Origin of the sequence: Absiella sp. AM29-15, assembly GCF_003434225.1 — a bacterium.
Taxonomy (GTDB): domain Bacteria; phylum Bacillota_I; class Bacilli_A; order Erysipelotrichales; family Erysipelotrichaceae; genus Hoskinsella; species Hoskinsella hominis.
Genome location: NZ_QVFL01000010.1, coordinates 109,566 through 128,919, shown reverse-complemented (window position 1 = coordinate 128,919; position 19,354 = coordinate 109,566). Strand labels below are relative to the sequence as shown.

Sequence of the window (19,354 nt, the reverse complement as noted above, 5' to 3'; positions counted from 1 at the left end):
TTGGTTCATATACAAAAAAGACCAATCCTTTGATTGGCCATTTTCTTATTATTTTGCGCTGTCGCTAGCTGCTTTTACAGTATCCATGATACGTTTGATATTGATTGTACAACCAGTTCTTACATCTTCATTCTTTGGATATCCTTTTTCGTCTAATTCAACTTTATCGATACCATTTTTTACGATGTAATCTTCAAGATTCTTAATCTGTTCGTCCCATTCTTGACCAAGCTTAGATGGATCAGATGCAGTACCAGCTTTCATACCATACTTTTCACCTAATTGTTTCTTTGTGCTGCCTTCATAAGTTTCATCGATAGATACACTCTTTACATCATCACCCTGTTTTGTGATTTCTACAGTAATTGTATTACCTTTATCATCTTTGTCAGATGTAGCAGTACCTTTTGTTTCTGGTGCATTGTTTGATGAACCACATGCTGCTAGTAAGAATGCAACTGCAAGAACACTTAATTTTTTCAACATAATATTCTCCTCCATTTTTATTGTAAACTTTCCTATTTACGTAATTTATCATAACAGAACATATTCACTTTCGTCAATATGTTTACACCCATATCTATAGTTAATTTTTTATCAGAAAATCATAACGGCAGAAACTGCCCGTTTCCAGCCACATATTCTGGCATTTCTGGAAACTTCATCCATTTGCGGATCAAATTTACCACCGATTTGAAACTGCTTTCTAATTTCATCCTGATCCTTCCAATATCCTACCGCAAGACCTGCAAGATAAGCAGCACCAAGTGCAGTTGTTTCACTGATGAGTGAGCGTACTACCTGGGTATGTAAGATATCACTTTGAAATTGTAAAAGGAAATTATTGCGACTAGCACCTCCATCCACTTGTAATCTAGTAAGTGGTAGGCCACTATCTTCCCGCATTGCCTCTATGACATCGGCTGTTTGATAAGCTAATGATTCCAGGGTAGCACGTATGATATGTTCCTGGCTGGTTCCTCTGCTTAATCCAAAAATTGCCCCTTTGACCTGTGGTTTCCAATAGGGAGCGCCAAGTCCTGTAAAACTAGGCACCACATAAACTCCGCCACAATCCTGTACAGAAGTAGCCCGCTGTTCACTTTCACTGCTGTTTTGTATAATTTTTAATCCATCTCGCAGCCATTGAATAGCTGCACCTGCCACAAACACACTGCCTTCCAACACATAATCTACTTCCCCATGAATCCGCCATCCTACACATGTCACAAGTCCATGACTGGAATGAATGATACGATCTTTTGTGTTCATCAATAAGAAACAGCCTGTACCATATGTATTTTTCACGCTGCCTGCGTCAAAACATGTCTGTCCAAATAAAGCTGCCTGTTGATCACCTACCAAAGATGCGATAGGAATAGGTGTATCAAACAAGCCTTTACATACCCCATAAACCATAGAACTGTCTACGATTTGTGGCAGCATACAACGTGGAATATTCCAAAGCTTCAATAAATCTTCATCATATTCCAATGTATGAATATTCATCAACATCGTACGAGATGCATTGGATACATCACTCATATGTTTTTCACCCTTGGTTAATTTCCATAACAGCCAGGTATCCATTGTCCCAAACAGCAGCTCGCCTTTTTCTGCACGCTGTTGTGCCCCTTCTACATGATCTAAGATCCAGCGGATTTTACTAGCAGAAAAATATGGGTCCAGCAATAAGCCGGTTTTTTCCTTTATCATATCCTCTAAGCCTTCATCCTTGAACTTTTCACAATAAGCATCGCTTTGACGGGATTGCCATACAATCGCAAAATAAATAGGAATTCCGGTTTCTTTATCCCAGACAACACTTGTTTCTCTTTGATTGGTGATACCGATAGCCGCAATCTGTTGTTCCCGAATACCGCTTTTCGCAAGCACTTCAAACATAACACCAACCGTACTTGCCCAGATATCATTGGCATTTTGTTCCACCCATCCTGGATGTGGATAGAAATTTTCTAATTCTTTTTGTGCTACAGAAATGATATTGCTTTCTGAATCAAACAGGATTGCTCTTGTGCTTGTTGTTCCCTGATCGATTGCCATAATATATTGATCCATGATATAATCCTCCAACGTTATTTATGGCTTCATTATAACATCCTTTGAAAGCGTTTTCTATAGATATTTATTGCAAACTGTCTATCAAAAAAAGATTATCTAAATCAGATAATCTTTATGTATTAAATACTTTCGTTTCTTATCGTTTCTACGATATTATCTTTTCTAATTTTTGCAATCGCATACCACATAGCAATCATCAACATGAAGAATACACCCAAAATGATAAACAGGATATTGCGCCATGATACATGAAACGCAAAACTTAGACTTTGACCATAAATCAAATTCATGATAAACATACATAATATGCCAAGTGGAACGCCATAGACAACTGCCTTGATACCATAAAACAGAGTTTCATACATGATCATCTTTTTAAATTTTGATGGTGTAATGCCAATCGACTTCAACATTGCCAGTTCACGTTTTCTAAGTGAAATACTGGTAGAAATCGTATTCATGATATTGGTCATGCAAATCAATAAAATCAATACCACAAAACCATACAGGAATACAGAAATCAATATCGTTCGCTGTTGTTCGCGCATACGCTGTTCTGTGATATTATCAAAACTTGCAGTGATTTCATCACTTCCATCCACGATTGCTTTTACTTCTTTTCCAAGTGCCTCCGCATCATCACTTTGGTATTGGATTTCATAGAATGTAGAGATCTTTGGACATCCTTTTGCGACTAATTCTTCATTCAGTAATCTGGCATTTGCGAAATTGGTGATCGCATGCACTTCTAATTTTGAACTGTAGCCTGGATTAATATCAGGTACTTTATCTGTCTGTTTGACGATATGAAGGCTATGTTTTTTATTCGTTTCACTATCCGCAACAATTGTGATATCATTGCCTACATCCTTTAAGATTTTCATTTCACGATAGCTGCCATCACTGTCATTATACATATTTCGCTCATTCACAAAGATAAAAGATGGTTCTTTTTGTTTCATTTCTGATACATCCACACCGATCTGTTCACAATATCTTGCGAAGCTTTCATCATCTAACACCTGTATATATAAGCGGGGATAATACATGTTTTTTATATCTTCTTCTGATAACCCATCATAGCCTTGTGACTGTATTTTAATATATGCTTTTGCCTCATCACTAAGGGATACTTGCTCTAATTGAAAAGAATCCTCAGTGAAAAATGTATGGCTTTTCGCATGTTTTACCTGTTGCAGTTCTTTTAATTCAGGTAATTCCTCTATAGATTTATCATTCTTAGTATAAAAATCCACACGCAGATCATAATTAGAAGCAAAACTAGTCATCGTTACACTTTGCTGCATACTCGTCGTAAAGTAACTTGCAGTCATAAATAAAACGATACAGATGATCAAAGAAAACAGCGTCGCAAGATATCTTGCATGATAGCGTTTTGTATTTTTCAAGCCAAGTTCTGCTTCAAATCCAAACAGTTTTCTTGTAAGGCTGCTTGTTTTAATATCACGTTTTCTAATTTTAAAATCACCATTCTGCCTTATCGCAGAAATCGCATTGATTTTAGATGCCTTTAAAGATGGCACCCATGCAGATATTACCAATACAAAGACAGAAAACACCACTGGAATGAGGATACACCAGCGATTGACAACAAAGGCTAAACCACTTTCTACATCAAATACATTCGCAAAATACGGCGACATAAAATAGAATGTAATTTTGATTCCTAGTATACCCGATAATAAGCCTATGGGAATCGCAATGATTCCGATTAAGAAAGCTTCAAAGAATACAGAAGCCTGTTTTTGTTTCTTGGTTGCGCCAATACTTGACAACATGCCTAGATATCGGCTTCGCTCACTTAAAGAAATGGAGAATGCATTATAGATCAGGGAGAAGCCGCCAATCAAAATAATCACACCCAGAAATGCTCCCACTCCGATCAATGTCGCTAATACACTGTTATCAGAAATGCCTTTATAAATCAAAAGACTATTATTGGCATTTAATTCTTGTAAATCATAGGCTGCTGTAAGATCATCGATCTGTTTATAAAAGTTCTTATCTGTTTTCAGATTGAACATAACACTGAGTGGATTATCTTTGGCTAAAAACGATGAATCAAACATCGTTGCCATTACATAAGTATCGGAGTTTTCCCAAGTTGGACACAAAACACTGCCGGTAATGGTAAACGTCATTTCCTTTTCCTTGATAAAGTTTATTTCCCCTTGTTCCCCGTATTCTATATGACCAAGGGGCAATGTCATGGTGTCACCTATCTGATGTTGAAATGCCTGGTTGTGTAATAAACTAGAAGCTACCAATATTTCATTTTTATTTGCTGGCAGTTTTCCCTCTTCCAGTTTTGCACCTATTAAATCCATATGCTTCACATCAAGACTATATATGTTGATACTGTTTCGATAAGAATCTTTGATTGGATTTTCTGTGGAACCAATGGTTGTTAAACGCATAATATCCTTTATCTTATCATCCTGTTTTAATTGATGATATGTATCCAAAGATATCGTTGCATGAAGTTCGTATGCTCCGTTTTGATATATGGCATTTTGTATCATTGTTTCCTGAAAAGATGCTGCTATGGTACAAACACCTGTTATCATAGCAACACAGATGATGACACCAATGATGGTCACAATGGTACGTTTTTTATTTTGTTTCATACATTTCCATGTGACTTTGTTCATGATGTTCATTTGCGAATCACCTCATCTTTGACGATTCTTCCATCTTCGATAGAAATGATACGATCCGCCTGTAATGCGATGCTTTCATCATGGGTAATGATGATGAGTGTCTGATTCTTTTCTTTATGCAGCTGTTTTAATAAAGCAACAATTTCTTCACTGTTTTTACGATCCAGATTCCCCGTTGGTTCATCCGCAAGTACCAGAGTTGGTGAAGCAATCAATGCTCTAGCAATCGATACACGCTGTTGCTGTCCTCCGGATAATTCATTAGGCAGATGAGATAAACGTGTGCTTAATCCCAGGATATCCACAAGCTCATCCAGATTTTTTTGTTCCACTTTTCGATGATCCAATAAAAGTGGCAGTGTGATATTTTCTTCCACATTCAATACCGGAATCAGATTATAAAACTGATAGATCAAACCAATCTGACGTCTGCGAAATATCGCAAGGGCGCTTTCATTTAAGGTATACATATCATTGCCATCCACATATACCTTTCCCTTTGTTGGTGTATCCACACCACCCAGAATATGTAACAGAGTGGATTTACCAGAACCACTTGGTCCAATAATTGCCACAAACTGTCCCTGTTCTACACTGAAACTAACATCATCCAATGCTTTTACACTGGTTTCTCCTTTTCCATATATTTTTGATACATGTTCTACTTTTAATATATCCATTTGTATTCCCTTCCTTCATCATCAAGTTTATCAAAGCATCATGACTGTCAAATGACTTCCACATGACAATTTTGTCATCTGATGTTTCCCTGGAAAAAGACAAGGAATATGTTATTTCGACAAATCTGTTTTAAAACTTTTTCTCCATGATTTCATAAACCAAAACAACACCATGCTCTAAAAGATGTCTGCCATGCGTGATCGTTTGATATCCACGTTGTTCATATAAATGACATGCTGGCAAAGAAGCATCTAAACCTACACTTGGATATGTTTGGGAAATCATCTTTTCAAGCTGTTCAATGATATAACTGCCATAGCCTTTTTTCTGTTCAGCAGGACGAACATATACCCTTGTGATATGATCATATTCATAACAGCCTGTCCCAACAACTTCATCATGATCAAGCAAGACTCCTACACGTTTGTCGATTATATCTTTTTCTATATTTTCCATGCTGTGCAGCTCATGAAAAAACGCTACGACTTCATTGGGATAATATTTGGGATATACTGTTGCAATCGCCTCCTGCACAATATCATATACGATTTTTAAATCCTTTCGTTCTGCTTGTTTATATTCCATATATTTTTTCCTTTCCTATGTTATTTATGAAAACAAATTGTAAACGTACTGCCTTTCTGTAATTCACTTTCTACCTGAATAGTTGCTGCATGTTCTAATAGAATCTTCTTTGATAAAGACAAGCCAATTCCCGCACTTTCACTTGCGGCATTCTTGCCTTTATAAAAACGTTCAAATATATGTGGGATATCCTCAGGATCAATTCCACAACCACTGTCTTTGATACAGACAATGCTTTGTAAAGGATTATCTTCACAGCAAATCTGCAGGGTTCCTTTCACAGGTGTGTGCTCCATGCAATTTTTAAAGATATTCACAAATGCCTCTATACACCAGTTTTCATCCGCATGAATCAAAATATGTTCATCACATTCTACATGACAGTTGATTTCTTTGATTTCCAATGGAATACGGATAGGTTCTAATGCTTTGCTTATGATGGTTGTTAATGGTATTGGCTGTTTATGAAATTCAATTGCCTGTGCATCAATTTTACTGATTTTCAATAATGTTGTGACCAGCCATTCAATACGTTTTAGCTGTGTTTGTATCTGTGCTAGAAACTCTTTACGTTTCTCTTGCGGCAATGCTTCATCCTGTAACAGTTCACTCATTACTAACATACCGGTCAGTGGTGTTTTCAATTGATGGGAGATATTGCTTAAAGAATCTGCCAGAAATATCTTTTCTTTATGCATGGTATCACTTTGTTGTTTTAAAATACTGGTGATCTTATAAATTTCACTTTTTAAAACGCTCAATTCGCCTTCTTTATGATTACGGATATCCATTGTTTCCTGACCATTATAAACAGCTTGAAGATAATTTGACAATGCCGCAATATTTCGATAACGCAAAGTAGTAAAAACTGCACAAGAAAGATATAAACATAGTCCACATACAAATAAGATTACAGCACCAATCATTGATACACATGCGCTCATCACTATTGTGAAAAGGACAAGCAGAATAAAGAAAACATATGTAAATTTACGATATTCTACATTATGCCACATTGTTTTTCTCCATACGATATCCCAGTCCTCTCACGGTCACAATAATAAGAGGATCCCCTGGATCATCTTCCAACTTCTCTCTTAATCGTTTAATATAGACAGATAATGTATTATCATTTACATAATTACCTGCCACATCCCAGATACCTTCTAATATCTGACTTCTGCTTAAAATCTGTCCCTGATGATTTAAGAAAACTAGTAAAAGACGATATTCCAGTGCTGTTAATAATATTTCCGTATTATTTTTATATACCTTACCCGTTTTGGTATTGATGATAATATCACGTATTTTCGCAATACCATCATCTTCCTGTTTCTGATAACGGCGCATCACGGAACGGATACGGCTTTGCAATTCTTTGATACGAAACGGCTTTGTGATATAATCATCCCCGCCAATATCTAATCCCATCACTATATTTACTTCATCATCCATGGCCGTTAAAAAAATCACAGGCACCTCCTGTTTACTTTTCGCATATCGACAGATTTCATAGCCATTGCCATCTGGCAATCCCACATCTAACAAAAGCAGATCAAAGATTTGTTCAGATAAAGCATTTATGGCTTCTTTCTGAGTTTTATAATGTGTGATTAGATATCCTTCTTTTTCCAGAGAATATATTAAGCCTAGTGCGATTGCATCATCATCTTCTACAAATAAAATCTTCATATCTTCACCTACTCTATAAAATTATACAAGAAAGCAGAGATGAAATCTATCACAATGACAAATTTGTCATTTTTTATAAAAAACATTGACAAACCTTTTTTTTCACATTATATTATGTTTATAAATAAACATAATATAAGATAGTCCGATTACTATGCTTATCTTTTATTGCTTGATAAGCTCACAAACATGGTATCTTGCTAAAATAAAAAAATCAATTATACATAATTTGCGCATATATTTGCAACAACCACCGCTTCACTAAATGCTTTAGCTATCACAAAAGTTGAATGTAAACATACCATAGAGTCTAATACCTATAGTCCATTTAATCGATATTCATACAAATAATTGTTAGCGATTATTCTAAATTAGGTTAGTTAGCATTCTAACTAGCCTTCTTTCATAATATATAGAACCAAAGGAGGGATGATTCATGAAACGACTTATTAGCTTTCTGTGTATTGCACTTTTACTTACTGGATGTCATTCTCAAACAGATCAAACACCTGCGGATGATACAAATTGGAATATGGAGGCGAGTAGTCAGATTTTAATTAATACTAATTCTTATATGCGGAATCTTCTTCTCACAGAGGATCATATGCTTGCCTTTATAAAAGCTAGAGGAGAACGTGGAGATGGTTCACTTATAGAATCCTTACAAAATGGAAAACCAGAAATCATGAATGATTCCCCTTCATCAGCTTGTTCATTTACTTCTCCAGATAAGTGTTCTGGTTTTATTTATGGTATGATTGCACCTGCCTATTATAAAGGGAAACTATATTGGTTTTCTAATGATTATGATCAAGACAGTGATACATATATCGTTGGAATTACACGAAGCAATTTAGATGGAACTGATAGAGAACTATTTTATTCTCTAAAAGAAACAACATATCATTACTCTTCAAGTGTTCCTTATTTTATGACATTTCATAAAAATAAAATATATGTTGTTTATGATGGGGAGATTTATTTTGGAGATATTCAAAGCTCCTCTTTGAAGAAAGCATCCATAGAAGGATTGGAAAATGTAAGAGGATTATATTTTGAAGATAATACTATGTATGTATATGCAGAAAATTATCTGGATAAAGATAAAGAGCACCTCTATGTTGTCCTGAAAGGGCAGCTAGATATGACACAAATGGAAATCATTTCAGAAAATAAAGAAACCTTTTATATAGATAGTCGTCTTCAATTCTACTATGGAGATAATTGTGTTATGATGAGAAACATGCATACAAATGAAGAACAGAAATTAGCTGATGGATACTGTTTATATATCTTTTATGATGGCAATCATTATCTGTTAGATTCTATATTAGGTAGTGAAAATCCCTATCTTATGTTATTGGACGCCAATGGTAATCAAATTGTAAAAAAAGATTTAACATTTGAAAAAGATAGACATTCGCCACAAATCTTTGTAGACAACAAGTTATATGTATATATAGATGGTGAATGTGGTTATTACGAAATCAAAGATAAGCAAATTTTAGATTATCAAACATATGTAATATTTGAAAATGACAGGAAGTGATTCCATGGCTTTATTAGAAATCAAACACATAACAAAAACTTTTCAGGATGTATGCGCATTGCAAGATATAACCTGTAGTTTTGACAAGGGTATCTATGGATTAATTGGTGCAAATGGTGCTGGCAAAAGCACTTTGTTTAAGATTTTAACAACATCACTCATACCTGATGAAGGTGAAATTCTGTATCAAGGAACCTCTATCCAACAACTAAAACAGGAATATCGTTCACATATCGGATATATGCCGCAAAATCAAAAAGGATATGGACAGTTAAGTGCCTATCAGTTTCTTTACTATATAGCAGCATTAAAAGGGTTAAAGAACAATGAAACAAAAAGACAAATTATTGAATTGGCAGAAAAGGTACATCTGGAAAATGATTTACATAGAAAGATAAAAAATTTCTCTGGTGGCATGCGCCAACGCTTACTTTTTATGCAGGCATTATTAGGAAATCCGGATATTCTGATTCTTGATGAACCGACTGCTGGATTAGATCCCTATGAACGCATTATTATGCGAAATCATATTTTTGATATTTCCCATAATAAAACGGTAATCATTGCCACTCACGTTATGCAGGACATTGAATATATCGCAGATGAAATATTACTATTGAAAAAAGGAAAACTCATATTTCAAGGAAAAAGCGAATTATTGATTGAACAGATGGAAGGATATGTACATGAAAAACAAATCGCTTTATCTGAACTAGAAAACTATCAAAAACAATATCAGATTGTCCGTATGATTCGCGTAAATAAAGGCATACGTATTCGTTACCTGAGTAATGAAAAACAGGAAGGATCGGTTGGAGCAGATTTAGAAGATGTATATCTGCACACCATGATAGATTCATGAAGCGCTTATATGGTGAAGCACAAAAACTTTTTCAGCAACGTGCCTTTTGGATCTTAATTTTTATACTTGTTATCACAGATTTCTTATTCATCTTTATGATGCAAAGCAGTCAAAACATTAGTAGTGAAGAAAAAACAGTACAACAGGAATTAAATACATTGCTTGATGAAATCTCTCTAGAAGAGCAACTGCCCTGGTTAAAAAAGGAAACAGAAATTTATACTACTTTGCAATCTTATGAAGATAGTAAAATCCCTGGTGGAGATATTTCTCTGGATAAAATAGAGCAACAGCGTTACGCTGAAATCAATCGCGATATGATCAATGCTTATGCTTCTGTTTACACTGATTTTTTACAATATTATGATAAAATTAATGATTATGATACATATATCCATCAAATCAATAAGCGTCTGGAAGCCATGCAAAATGGTCCTATGTGGAAGCTGTACTCTAAAAGAAAACAACAAGAAGTTATAAATCAAGTTCAAACTTATACAAATTTAAAATTGAATAACTTAAAACCTGTGCATTATCAAGGTGTAGAAGCTTATACAAAAAACAGTATTTCTTCAATATTATCACTTGTTTTCATGATAGGATTATCTATATTAGTTCTTTATGAAGATGAGCATGATATGAAAGAACTCTTATTAAGCATGAAGAAAGGATATCATGATACTTTTTTTGTCAAACTGATTCTTATTGCAATAATCAGTTTTATCGGTACCATGGCTTTACAAAGTATTGACTACTTATTTCATTTATTCTTATATGGGAGTTGTGCACAGAATGTCGCAATACAATCCATACCAAGTTTATATGAAAGTCCATTATCATATACCTTATGGCAATGGTTTCTAATTTTTTCTGTAAAAAAAGCATTTTGTATCAGCATGTTAAGTACCTTCTTTACCATGTTATATCATTTATTCACAGGAAGATTATTGTCTATACTCCTGTTCTTTATGTTTTTCATTGTAGAAGCTGTTGCATATCTAACTATTCGTACAACATCCATAATTTCTATCTTCTCTTATATCAATATTTGGCGTATGCTTTATGGCATTTCTCTGTATCTTTATACTCCAATTTATTATATTGGCGATATATCAATATCTTTATCAAATTTACTATTGCTTATATGTTTACTTATTGGCATCTTTAGTAGTCTAATTTACATTTGGGGGAAAAATATTTCTATACGTTCATCCAAACATTTCCCTACTCTGACATTCCCACATACTCGAATGTTTCTGCAAGAAAGTTTCTTGCTTTTATGGAAACAAAAAGGCATTTGGGTCATTGTAACGATATTGATATTATGTAACATGGAATTTATGAAAAGCTATAATGATACAGCGTTGCTTCGTGAACAGGAAAAGCAAATTTATGCCGTTTATAAACCGTATTTAGGAAAAATCACAAGCTCTGAAAAAATGCTGCTGGAAAATGAAAAGCAAAAGATTGAAAAACAAGAAACCCAGATGAACGAAACAATCGCATCTTATCAATCTGGTACAATCTCATCAGAAGAATATCGATTAACTAAGCAACAATATCAAAATAATGCTTTATATCGATATGCATTTACACAAATGTATCAAGCCTGGGAGCAACATCCTGAATATATCGCTTATGTAAAAGGTTATCGCGCATGGTATGGATTACAGGAGCCAACACGGAATCTAAAAGATGTTTTTCTTATAATGGGAGGTTGTATATCGTTATTTAGTGGACTCTTTGGAAATCAAAAAGAAGAAGAACAGTTATATATGACCACATATAATGGGAGAAGCGTACGTAGAAAAGCTGTCTGGAAAAGCGCAGCTTTATATGGCAGTTTGCTATTTCTCATAGTTGAAGGATTTTCCTGGTCACATTTTGCTTTACTCTATCCTATGGGGCAATCTCATGCACCATTATATCTATTTCATGAGAATGTTATTAATTTTACATATCCATTATCTATGGATATGAGTATCCAACAATATGGTTGGATGCTATTTAGTTCACAGCTTTTTGGTATGATAACAATTACCATCTTATGTGTTTTTGTAGCTAGATATTGTAAAAGCAGAATCCTGTTTATCGTTGTTATGCTGGTAATATTATTTTTCCCTACATTCCTTTATTTATCTGGATTGGATTTTATTCGTTATATTTCTGTGTTTGATTTATTAATGGGTAATTTATTCTTACAAAAAAGTTTCTCATGGATAAAAATTTTTATCTTTCTTTGCAGTGATATCATTATGGTTTACATTTTACATCAGAATATGAAAAACTAAAAAAAGCCTTTGGCTTTTTTTAAAATATGCTAGATATTAATTTCCTCGATATACTCACAATCCTTGAATAAATTTATTAATTGTGTAGCTTTATAATTCTCTGGAAGAGCAACAATCAGTTCCACAAGATAATTTTCACTTTTTTTGGAAATCTGAATATTCAAAATTTCAATATTATCTTTCTCCAATAGTTCTTGAAGCTGTTTAACTGCCATCTTATCTTTTTTCAACAGAAAACTAATTTCATCTTTATACGTTTCTTTTAATAAACGCCCATGTAAGATGATCTGAATGACCACAATCAAAACGGTGGTCACAATACCAAGAAGATACAAGCCGCTTCCAATAGACATACCTATAGCACTGGTTGCCCAGATTCCTGCTGCAGTGGTTAATCCGGATATGGTATTCTTACGCATAAAAATCATGCCTGCGCCAAGAAATCCTACACCGGTAACGATTTGCGCGGCAATACGGGAAGGATCTAAAGCAATCCCCTGTTCCCCTAAGATATCCGCAAAGCCATACTTACTGACAATCATGATCAAAGAAGCACCAAGCGCCACAATCATATGGGTACGAATACCTGCTTCCTTATTACGGTTTTTACGTTCATAGCCAATGATTCCACCACAAATACCTGCAATGATGATACGGCATAGCAATTCTACCTGTGTCCATAAAAACTGATTCATAACACCACTTCCTTTATACTCCCATTATACGCTTATTCCTATCATTCGGCGCATTTTATGATTGCTTTTTAAAACAAAAAATCTTACCATAGAATAGAAAGAAGGTATCTTTATGACAAGTGAAATCATAAATGAACAATTACAAAGAATCAAAGAAAAAATACCATTGATTCAGAAATATTACCAGCATAACATCTTAGAACCGCCATTATCTGAAGCAGAAGTCCTCGCATATGAAAAAGCACATCATATCAGACTGCCAGAAGATTATCGAAAGTTTATCACAACAATTGCAAGTGCCGGAGAAAAACCGTTTTATGGATTATATGATATCATCAAGCCAAAACCTGAATATGAAATGAATTCTATTCCTGAAAAACCATTTCCTTATACGATAGATGCGCCTCTTCTCATTTACCAGATCGATGATGATACATATGAAATGTTGATGGAAGAAGAAAACGATGAAATATGCAGAGGTTATCTGGTTTTATGTCAGGAAGGTTGTGGCATGACGAATATTTTGGTTGTGAACAGTGGAGATGAAGCAACTTATGGTACGATGTGGTTTTTTGATTTATCGAATGATTTTGGCATTGCACCTATTTTCAAGCCAGGCACGAAAGAACCTATGCATTTTTTAGACTGGATCGAATATTGGATAGATTTCACATTACAGGCAAACGATGATGATGATTTTGGTTTTATAGAACTTACTTAAATTTGTAAAAGCGTATGCTTATCACTTGCATTCGCTTTTTTGTTTTATGACATTTATATTCGTTTATCCACCTGTTTCCATATGGATACAATGGTTTGCACAGCCTCTTCCATTTCTTCTTCATGAATACCTGCAAACGATAATACCAAATCTTTCTGGGCGTTCATATTACATAAGATTTGCTGCTTTTTACACGCCTCAATCAAAGCTTTTCCATCGATAGAAAAAGGAAAGCGCAGAATGAGCTGTAAACCAGCTTCCTCCAGATATACGTCTACATCGGGTAAATATCTATGTAATAATTCCATCATATAATGACATTTATATTCATAACGTTTTTTTAAGCGTTTGACATGGCGTTCTAAATGGCCGTCACTAATATATCTGGCAAGTGCCAATTGTTCGATTTTGGAAGCACTGGGACCATAATGATCTTTTTCATATACCTCAAACATTTCCTGATTCATGACAAGATAACTGATACGCAAAGCCGGCAGCAGCAATTTGGAAAAAGAGCCAATATAAAGCACATGTTTTCCCATATCATATCCTTGCATACATGGCGTAGGACGTGAATGATATCGAAGTTCTCCATTATGATCATCTTCAATGATCAATGCATGATATGCTTTGGCCCATGCAAGCAGTTCTTTACGCTTTTTACTTTGTAAAGGCTGATGATCACTTCCCATACTTCCTGCATTGATATATAATACGTTGATATGTTTTTCTATCAATTCTTCAATCGATACACCCTCTGGATGCATATCCAGTTTTATCACAGGATAGCCATAATCAGAAAATACCTGTTCTGCCTGTAGAAAGCCGCTTTCTTCCATACCGATGATCGGCTCTTTTAAATATCCGCAAAGGATATATAACAACGATTGGAAACTAGCACCGATCAACATACGTTCTGGTGTAGAAAATACCCCACGCATGGAATAAGCATATCTGCCTAGGGCAAGTCGCAGTGCATATTCTCCCTGGGCATCTCCATATGTAGTGATATCCTGTTCCATATCTAAAACTTCTTTTAAATACTTTTTCCATAAAGACATGTCAAAAGCATCTTTATCCATCGTCTGTGATCGAAAGTCATAACGTACCTTTTGTGTATTCACCTCATAAGGCCTCTCTACCAGCTGTTTTCTAAGCATACAATGTTCTTCATCAACATCAACAAAATAACCTTTCTGAGGGATAGAAACGATATATCCTTCCATCAACAGCTGTTCATAAGCACGCTCCACACTTGTCTTACTGATTTTTAACTGTTTTTCACATTTACGTATACTTGGCAGCTGATCATTCTTTTTTAAATAACCCGCCAACATATCATCACGAAGTTTTTCATACAATTGAAGATAAATAGGTCTGCCATTTTGTTTTTCAAAGTTGATTGTATTGATTTTCATATCATCACCACTTCTATTATAACAAACTGTACTCTAAATTAATATATATTCTGTACATTTTTATAATGACAGATTTCTGATAGAATAGTGAGCAAGCAGAAAGGGGCTTGAGAAAAATGAAAAAGAAAACTTTAACTACACAGGAAATCGTATTATATGCACTTGGCATGGCAGTTGTCTTTGTGGCTACGATGTATATCAAAATTCCAAATGCCTTGAATGGCTATTTTAACTTGGGAGATGGCTTTATCTTACTATTTGCCAGCATCGTTGATCCATTAGGTGGCTTTTTGATAGGAGGATTGGGCAGTGCTTTGGCAGATGTTGCTGGAGGATATGCTTATTACTTCTTTCCTACCCTGATCATCAAAGGATTAGAGGGGTTTGTGGTATCTTATCTGCTTCGCAAATTTGGTGAAAAAGCAAAATGGGGTGCCTATGGCTTAGGATGTGTCATTATGGTTGTTGGATACTTCCTTGCGAAATGGTATCTAAAAGGAAGTATGGCCATCGCTTTAACTGGGATTCCGGAAAATATTTTCCAATCTGGTGTCGGCTATGTGATTGCGATTGTAGCATTACCAGTTGTGAAACGCTGTTTACATCAGAAAAAGCTGAATGTACAGGCCGTTAAGTAAAAAAATCTACATATACAAATAACAGCATTCGCTTAGATTGGATGCTGTTGTTTCATTTTTGTAAGGAAAAAAACGTTGTTTTTTGATAAGAATACTTCTATAATAAAATACATGTGAAAGGGGGATAACATGTTTTGTAAATTAAAACTGTGGATCAAAGAACATCCACACTGTTATCTACTGGGATATTGGATTTTTTATTTATTATATTTTGAATTGTTAGAGCATTTAATAACACCGCGCTATATCTTACACAGTGCTGTGGATGATATGATTCCTTTTAATGAATACTTTGTCATTCCATATGTGATGTGGTTTCCATTATTGGTGCTTCCACTAGCCTATTTTTTATTTCATTCCAAAAAAGATTTTCAGGATTTATGCTTTTTCATGTTTACCGGCATGACCTTTTGTTTAATTGTCTATACCATTTTACCAAACGGTTTACAATTACGTGTACCAATTGTTCATGACAATCTATGTGCAAAACTGGTCACTTTCCTTCAAAGTATAGATTCTCCAACCAATGTATGTCCATCTATCCATGTATCCAGTACTGTAGCGATTTGGATTGTGGTATCCAGATATCAGTATTTTAAACATCCTTTCTTGATCAAAGGAACAACCGGCATCGTTTCTATCCTGATTATTCTTGCGACCATGTTCATCAAACAGCACAGTATCATTGATGTGGTGTTAGGAATTATATTATCCCTGATACTTTATGTTGTGACATATCACATGAACTGGCGCAAACTATTTGATCATACGCTATTAAAAAACGCAGTCAATTAAGACCGCGTTTTTTTATGAATCTAATCGTTTTTTCAAACGGATATAGGTAATGGTAAACTGTATAAATATCACAATATAAATTAGAAACATAATACCTAACAACCAAAACAATATATTTGCGAGAGGAAAATCTAAATGCGATTGGATTCGTAATTGTGGCAAAATACATAAGAAAAACAACACCAGTAAGGGAATCATTCTCCCTTTAAATACACGTTTGATCATATCCATACGGGAGTTGTCATCACAAAAGATTTCTTCTATACCCTTATCCATTTTAGAAACCGGCTTGCGAAAATAACTATAACCTCCTACATCTTCGATATATTCCCATCCACAATCTTCAAACAGCTGTATATATTCTTCCTTATGCGCCAATCCATCTTCATTGTAATCCAGTTGATATACAATGTTTTGTGGTTCACATTCTTCAAAATGATAGAAAAGCGGTGGTGTATAATGTATGAATTTTAGTCCCGATGCATGTTGTTTTTGAAGCCATTTTTGTTCCTTTTCATATTCAGATATAGAAAAAAAAGCCAATTTTATTTTACAAATATATAGAAACCTCCTTTACATTACGATATAATCGCTCTATTCTTTTTTTCTCTAATTGTAAGACTTCCTTTCCTAAAGCTGTGATTTTATAAATCTTACGTTTCTCTATTTCTTTCACAAACTGAATCAGACCATCTTTTTCCATTTTTGACAGACTGCCATACATTGTTCCAGGGCTTAATCGTATTTCTCCATGAGTAAGTGTTTCTACTTTCTGTATAATGCTGTAGCCATGCATTTCTTCTTGTAAACACAGTAGAATATAAAATCCCGTTTCAGTCATTGGCACATACACTTTTTTAATATGTGCATCCATTGCTTCACCTCCAATATATCGTACTGCGATATATCTTCAACCTCAGTATATCGTAGTGCGATATACTTATCAACAAAAAAAAGCAAAGACTAATTTCATCTTTGCTTTTCATACATTATTTTAATACAGCACCTTCATCAGCACTGGCAACCATACGGGAATAACGATATAACCATCCCTCTTTGATCTTTGGTTCTGGTTTTACCCATGCATCCATTCTGGTCTGATATTCTGCTTCATCAATCAAAAGATTAATTTTACCTTCGTTGATATCAATCGCAATCTGATCGCCTTCTTTGATGATGGCGATTGGTCCATGACTTGCGGCTTCAGGAGATACATGTCCGATAGCTGCCCCTCTGGTAGCACCAGAGAATCGTCCATCTGTGATCAATGCAACATCTTTATCCAGTTTCATACCGGCAAGTGCACTGGTAGGATTTAACATTTCACGCATACCAGGTCCACCTTTTGGTCCTTCATAACGGATAACAACAACATCGCCTTTTACGATCTTACCAGCATAGATAGCTGCGATAGCATCTTCTTCACTGTCAAAGACACGTGCTGGTCCTGTATGCACCATCATCTTTGGATCTACAGCACTACGTTTGACAACACAGCCTTTTGGCGCAATATTGCCATATAGTACCGCAATACCACCAGTTGCACTGTTTGGATGTTCAATATCCTTAATGATATTGGTATCCATATTCACTGCATTTGCGATATTTTCTTTTACAGTTTTACCAGTTACAGTCATTAAGTCCACATCAATCAGATTTTTCTTAGACAGTTCTTTCATGACAGCCTGTACACCACCTGCATTATACAGATCCACGATATGATCTGGTCCTGCTGGTGCTAAACGACATAAGTTTGGCGTTGCCTGAGAAACTTCATTGATTAAGTCCAGATCAACATTCACATGTGCTTCCTTTGCGATTGCTAGTAAGTGTAATACGGTATTAGAAGAACATCCCAGTGCCATATCACATGCAAGTCCATTACGCAATGCTTTTTCATTGACGATATCTCTTGGTTTGATATCTTTATTTACCATATCCATGACTGCCATACCAGCCTTCTTCGCTAATTGTGTACGCGCAGAGTATACTGCTGGAATCGTACCATTACCTGGCAATGCAATTCCCAGTACCTCGCATAAACAGTTCATAGAATTTGCAGTAAACATACCAGAACATGATCCACATCCTGGACATGCGTTTTGTTCGATGTGTGTTAATTCTGCCTGATCGATCAAGCCGGCTTTTTTAGCACCAACAGCTTCAAACATCGTGGAAAGACTCATTGGTTTGCCACGATCATTTCCTGGAAGCATAGCACCACCACTCATAACCACCGCTGGTACATTGACACGAAGTGCACCCATTAACATACCAGGAACGATTTTATCACAGTTTGGTACCAACACAAGTCCATCAAAGCCATGTGCTCGTGCCATTGTTTCTACACTGTCCGCAATCAATTCACGACTTGCCAAAGAATACTTCATACCAATATGTCCCATAGCGATACCATCACAAACGCCAATGCTAGGTACCATGATTGGTGTACCACCAGCCATACGGATACCTGCTTTTACCGCTTCTGTGATTTTATCAAGATGGGCGTGTCCTGGAACGATTTCTGAGTAGGCACTCACAACACCAATCAAAGGACGTTCTAATTCTTCTTCCGTTAAACCTAACGCATAGAATAAGGAGCGCTGCGGTGCGCAGGCATCTCCTTTTATAACTGAATCACTTGGTCTACCCATAGTTTCACTT

18 protein-coding genes are annotated in these 19,354 nt (G+C 35.4%); 6 read left to right on the top strand and 12 right to left on the bottom strand.

The annotated features are described in order from the left end of the window. Nucleotides 1–48 precede the first annotated feature (48 nt). The 7 genes from DW761_RS11575 to DW761_RS11545 form a co-directional block, all read right to left on the bottom strand. Entirely contained in the window at nt 49–486 is a 438-nt protein-coding gene (locus DW761_RS11575) for a hypothetical protein (RefSeq protein ID WP_233509522.1), read from the bottom strand. Nucleotides 487–597: 111 nt separating this feature from the next. Beyond that, nucleotides 598–2,079 carry a glycerol kinase GlpK gene (gene glpK / locus DW761_RS11570; RefSeq protein ID WP_117452355.1) on the bottom strand — a complete coding sequence of 494 codons (1,482 nt, stop codon included), beginning with the start codon at nt 2,077–2,079 and terminating at the stop codon, nt 598–600. Between the two features lie 122 nt (nt 2,080–2,201). Next, nucleotides 2,202–4,763 carry an ABC transporter permease gene (locus tag DW761_RS11565; protein ID WP_117518243.1) on the bottom strand — a complete coding sequence of 854 codons (2,562 nt, stop codon included), beginning with the start codon at nt 4,761–4,763 and terminating at the stop codon, nt 2,202–2,204. Further along, nucleotides 4,760–5,443 carry an ABC transporter ATP-binding protein gene (locus DW761_RS11560; RefSeq protein ID WP_117452357.1) on the bottom strand — a complete coding sequence of 228 codons (684 nt, stop codon included), beginning with the start codon at nt 5,441–5,443 and terminating at the stop codon, nt 4,760–4,762. Before DW761_RS11560 ends, DW761_RS11565 begins: the two co-directional genes overlap by 4 nt. A 130-nt stretch (nt 5,444–5,573) precedes the next feature. Then, entirely contained in the window at nt 5,574–6,029 is a 456-nt protein-coding gene (locus tag DW761_RS11555; RefSeq protein ID WP_117518242.1) for a GNAT family N-acetyltransferase, read from the bottom strand. A gap of 20 nt (nt 6,030–6,049) precedes the next feature. Continuing rightward, nucleotides 6,050–7,045, bottom strand: coding sequence for a sensor histidine kinase (locus tag DW761_RS11550; protein ID WP_117518241.1), 996 nt, complete (start codon nt 7,043–7,045; stop codon nt 6,050–6,052). Next, nucleotides 7,035–7,721 (bottom strand): response regulator transcription factor, encoded by a 687-nt coding sequence (locus DW761_RS11545; protein ID WP_117518240.1) that lies wholly within the window; start codon nt 7,719–7,721, stop codon nt 7,035–7,037. Before DW761_RS11545 ends, DW761_RS11550 begins: the two co-directional genes overlap by 11 nt. A 436-nt stretch (nt 7,722–8,157) precedes the next feature. Between DW761_RS11545 and DW761_RS11540 the strand changes: the two genes are divergently transcribed. From DW761_RS11540 to DW761_RS11530, 3 genes are read left to right on the top strand one after another with little or no spacing between them, the layout of a single operon-like run. Continuing rightward, nucleotides 8,158–9,270 (top strand): membrane lipoprotein lipid attachment site-containing protein, encoded by a 1,113-nt coding sequence (locus DW761_RS11540; protein ID WP_117518239.1) that lies wholly within the window; start codon nt 8,158–8,160, stop codon nt 9,268–9,270. A 4-nt stretch (nt 9,271–9,274) separates the two neighbouring features. Next, nucleotides 9,275–10,132 carry an ATP-binding cassette domain-containing protein gene (locus tag DW761_RS11535; protein WP_158553800.1) on the top strand — a complete coding sequence of 286 codons (858 nt, stop codon included), beginning with the start codon at nt 9,275–9,277 and terminating at the stop codon, nt 10,130–10,132. Continuing rightward, nucleotides 10,129–12,423: a hypothetical protein gene (locus tag DW761_RS11530; protein ID WP_117518237.1), complete on the top strand. Its 2,295-nt coding sequence runs from the start codon at nt 10,129–10,131 to the stop codon at nt 12,421–12,423. Before DW761_RS11535 ends, DW761_RS11530 begins: the two co-directional genes overlap by 4 nt. Nucleotides 12,424–12,452: 29 nt before the next feature. On the opposite strand, the gene DW761_RS11525 is transcribed toward DW761_RS11530, so the two are convergent. Continuing rightward, a complete protein-coding gene (locus DW761_RS11525; RefSeq protein ID WP_117518236.1) occupies nt 12,453–13,118 on the bottom strand; it encodes an MgtC/SapB family protein in 666 nt (221 codons plus the stop codon). 112 nt (nt 13,119–13,230) lie between these two features. Here DW761_RS11525 and DW761_RS11520 point away from each other — a divergent pair, with 112 nt between their 5' ends. Beyond that, entirely contained in the window at nt 13,231–13,839 is a 609-nt protein-coding gene (locus DW761_RS11520) for an SMI1/KNR4 family protein (RefSeq protein ID WP_117518235.1), read from the top strand. A gap of 53 nt (nt 13,840–13,892) precedes the next feature. Here the strand turns inward: DW761_RS11520 and DW761_RS11515 are convergent, their stop codons facing one another. Continuing rightward, nucleotides 13,893–15,257 carry a PLP-dependent aminotransferase family protein gene (locus DW761_RS11515; RefSeq protein ID WP_117518234.1) on the bottom strand — a complete coding sequence of 455 codons (1,365 nt, stop codon included), beginning with the start codon at nt 15,255–15,257 and terminating at the stop codon, nt 13,893–13,895. Nucleotides 15,258–15,373: 116 nt separating this feature from the next. On the opposite strand from DW761_RS11515, the gene DW761_RS11510 reads away from it, so the two are divergent. Continuing rightward, nucleotides 15,374–15,895 (top strand): ECF transporter S component, encoded by a 522-nt coding sequence (locus tag DW761_RS11510; protein ID WP_117518233.1) that lies wholly within the window; start codon nt 15,374–15,376, stop codon nt 15,893–15,895. Nucleotides 15,896–16,024: 129 nt separating this feature from the next. Next, nucleotides 16,025–16,690 carry a phosphatase PAP2 family protein gene (locus DW761_RS11505; protein WP_117518232.1) on the top strand — a complete coding sequence of 222 codons (666 nt, stop codon included), beginning with the start codon at nt 16,025–16,027 and terminating at the stop codon, nt 16,688–16,690. A 12-nt stretch (nt 16,691–16,702) separates the two neighbouring features. On the opposite strand, the gene DW761_RS11500 is transcribed toward DW761_RS11505, so the two are convergent. From DW761_RS11500 to ilvD, 3 genes are all read right to left on the bottom strand, one after another. Further along, on the bottom strand, nt 16,703–17,233 hold the full coding sequence (locus DW761_RS11500; protein ID WP_199485631.1) for a DUF2812 domain-containing protein: 531 nt from the start codon (nt 17,231–17,233) through the stop codon (nt 16,703–16,705). A 7-nt stretch (nt 17,234–17,240) separates the two neighbouring features. Then, entirely contained in the window at nt 17,241–17,564 is a 324-nt protein-coding gene (locus DW761_RS11495) for a PadR family transcriptional regulator (protein ID WP_117518230.1), read from the bottom strand. Between the two features lie 115 nt (nt 17,565–17,679). After that, complete coding sequence (ilvD, locus tag DW761_RS11490; protein WP_117518229.1) at nt 17,680–19,344, bottom strand: dihydroxy-acid dehydratase; 1,665 nt, start codon at nt 19,342–19,344, stop codon at nt 17,680–17,682. Between the last annotated feature and the right edge of the window lie 10 nt (nt 19,345–19,354).

Excerpts from the sequence above, each read along its gene's own strand:
- DW761_RS11565 (WP_117518243.1), bottom strand. The coding sequence starts at position 4,763 with ATGAACATCATGAACAAAGTCACATGGAAATGTATGAAACAAAATAAA.
- DW761_RS11560 (WP_117452357.1), bottom strand. The coding sequence starts at position 5,443 with ATGGATATATTAAAAGTAGAACATGTATCAAAAATATATGGAAAAGGA.
- DW761_RS11555 (WP_117518242.1), bottom strand. The coding sequence starts at position 6,029 with ATGGAATATAAACAAGCAGAACGAAAGGATTTAAAAATCGTATATGAT.
- DW761_RS11495 (WP_117518230.1), bottom strand. The coding sequence starts at position 17,564 with ATGGATGCACATATTAAAAAAGTGTATGTGCCAATGACTGAAACGGGA.
- DW761_RS11550 (WP_117518241.1), bottom strand. The coding sequence starts at position 7,045 with ATGTGGCATAATGTAGAATATCGTAAATTTACATATGTTTTCTTTATT.
- DW761_RS11545 (WP_117518240.1), bottom strand. The coding sequence starts at position 7,721 with ATGAAGATTTTATTTGTAGAAGATGATGATGCAATCGCACTAGGCTTA.
- DW761_RS11510 (WP_117518233.1), top strand. The coding sequence starts at position 15,374 with ATGAAAAAGAAAACTTTAACTACACAGGAAATCGTATTATATGCACTT.
- DW761_RS11540 (WP_117518239.1), top strand. The coding sequence starts at position 8,158 with ATGAAACGACTTATTAGCTTTCTGTGTATTGCACTTTTACTTACTGGA.
- DW761_RS11575 (WP_233509522.1), bottom strand. The coding sequence starts at position 486 with ATGTTGAAAAAATTAAGTGTTCTTGCAGTTGCATTCTTACTAGCAGCA.
- DW761_RS11525 (WP_117518236.1), bottom strand. The coding sequence starts at position 13,118 with ATGAATCAGTTTTTATGGACACAGGTAGAATTGCTATGCCGTATCATC.
- DW761_RS11515 (WP_117518234.1), bottom strand. The coding sequence starts at position 15,257 with ATGAAAATCAATACAATCAACTTTGAAAAACAAAATGGCAGACCTATT.
- ilvD (WP_117518229.1), bottom strand. The coding sequence starts at position 19,344 with ATGGGTAGACCAAGTGATTCAGTTATAAAAGGAGATGCCTGCGCACCG.
- DW761_RS11520 (WP_117518235.1), top strand. The coding sequence starts at position 13,231 with ATGACAAGTGAAATCATAAATGAACAATTACAAAGAATCAAAGAAAAA.
- DW761_RS11505 (WP_117518232.1), top strand. The coding sequence starts at position 16,025 with ATGTTTTGTAAATTAAAACTGTGGATCAAAGAACATCCACACTGTTAT.
- glpK (WP_117452355.1), bottom strand. The coding sequence starts at position 2,079 with ATGGATCAATATATTATGGCAATCGATCAGGGAACAACAAGCACAAGA.
- DW761_RS11535 (WP_158553800.1), top strand. The coding sequence starts at position 9,275 with ATGGCTTTATTAGAAATCAAACACATAACAAAAACTTTTCAGGATGTA.
- DW761_RS11530 (WP_117518237.1), top strand. The coding sequence starts at position 10,129 with ATGAAGCGCTTATATGGTGAAGCACAAAAACTTTTTCAGCAACGTGCC.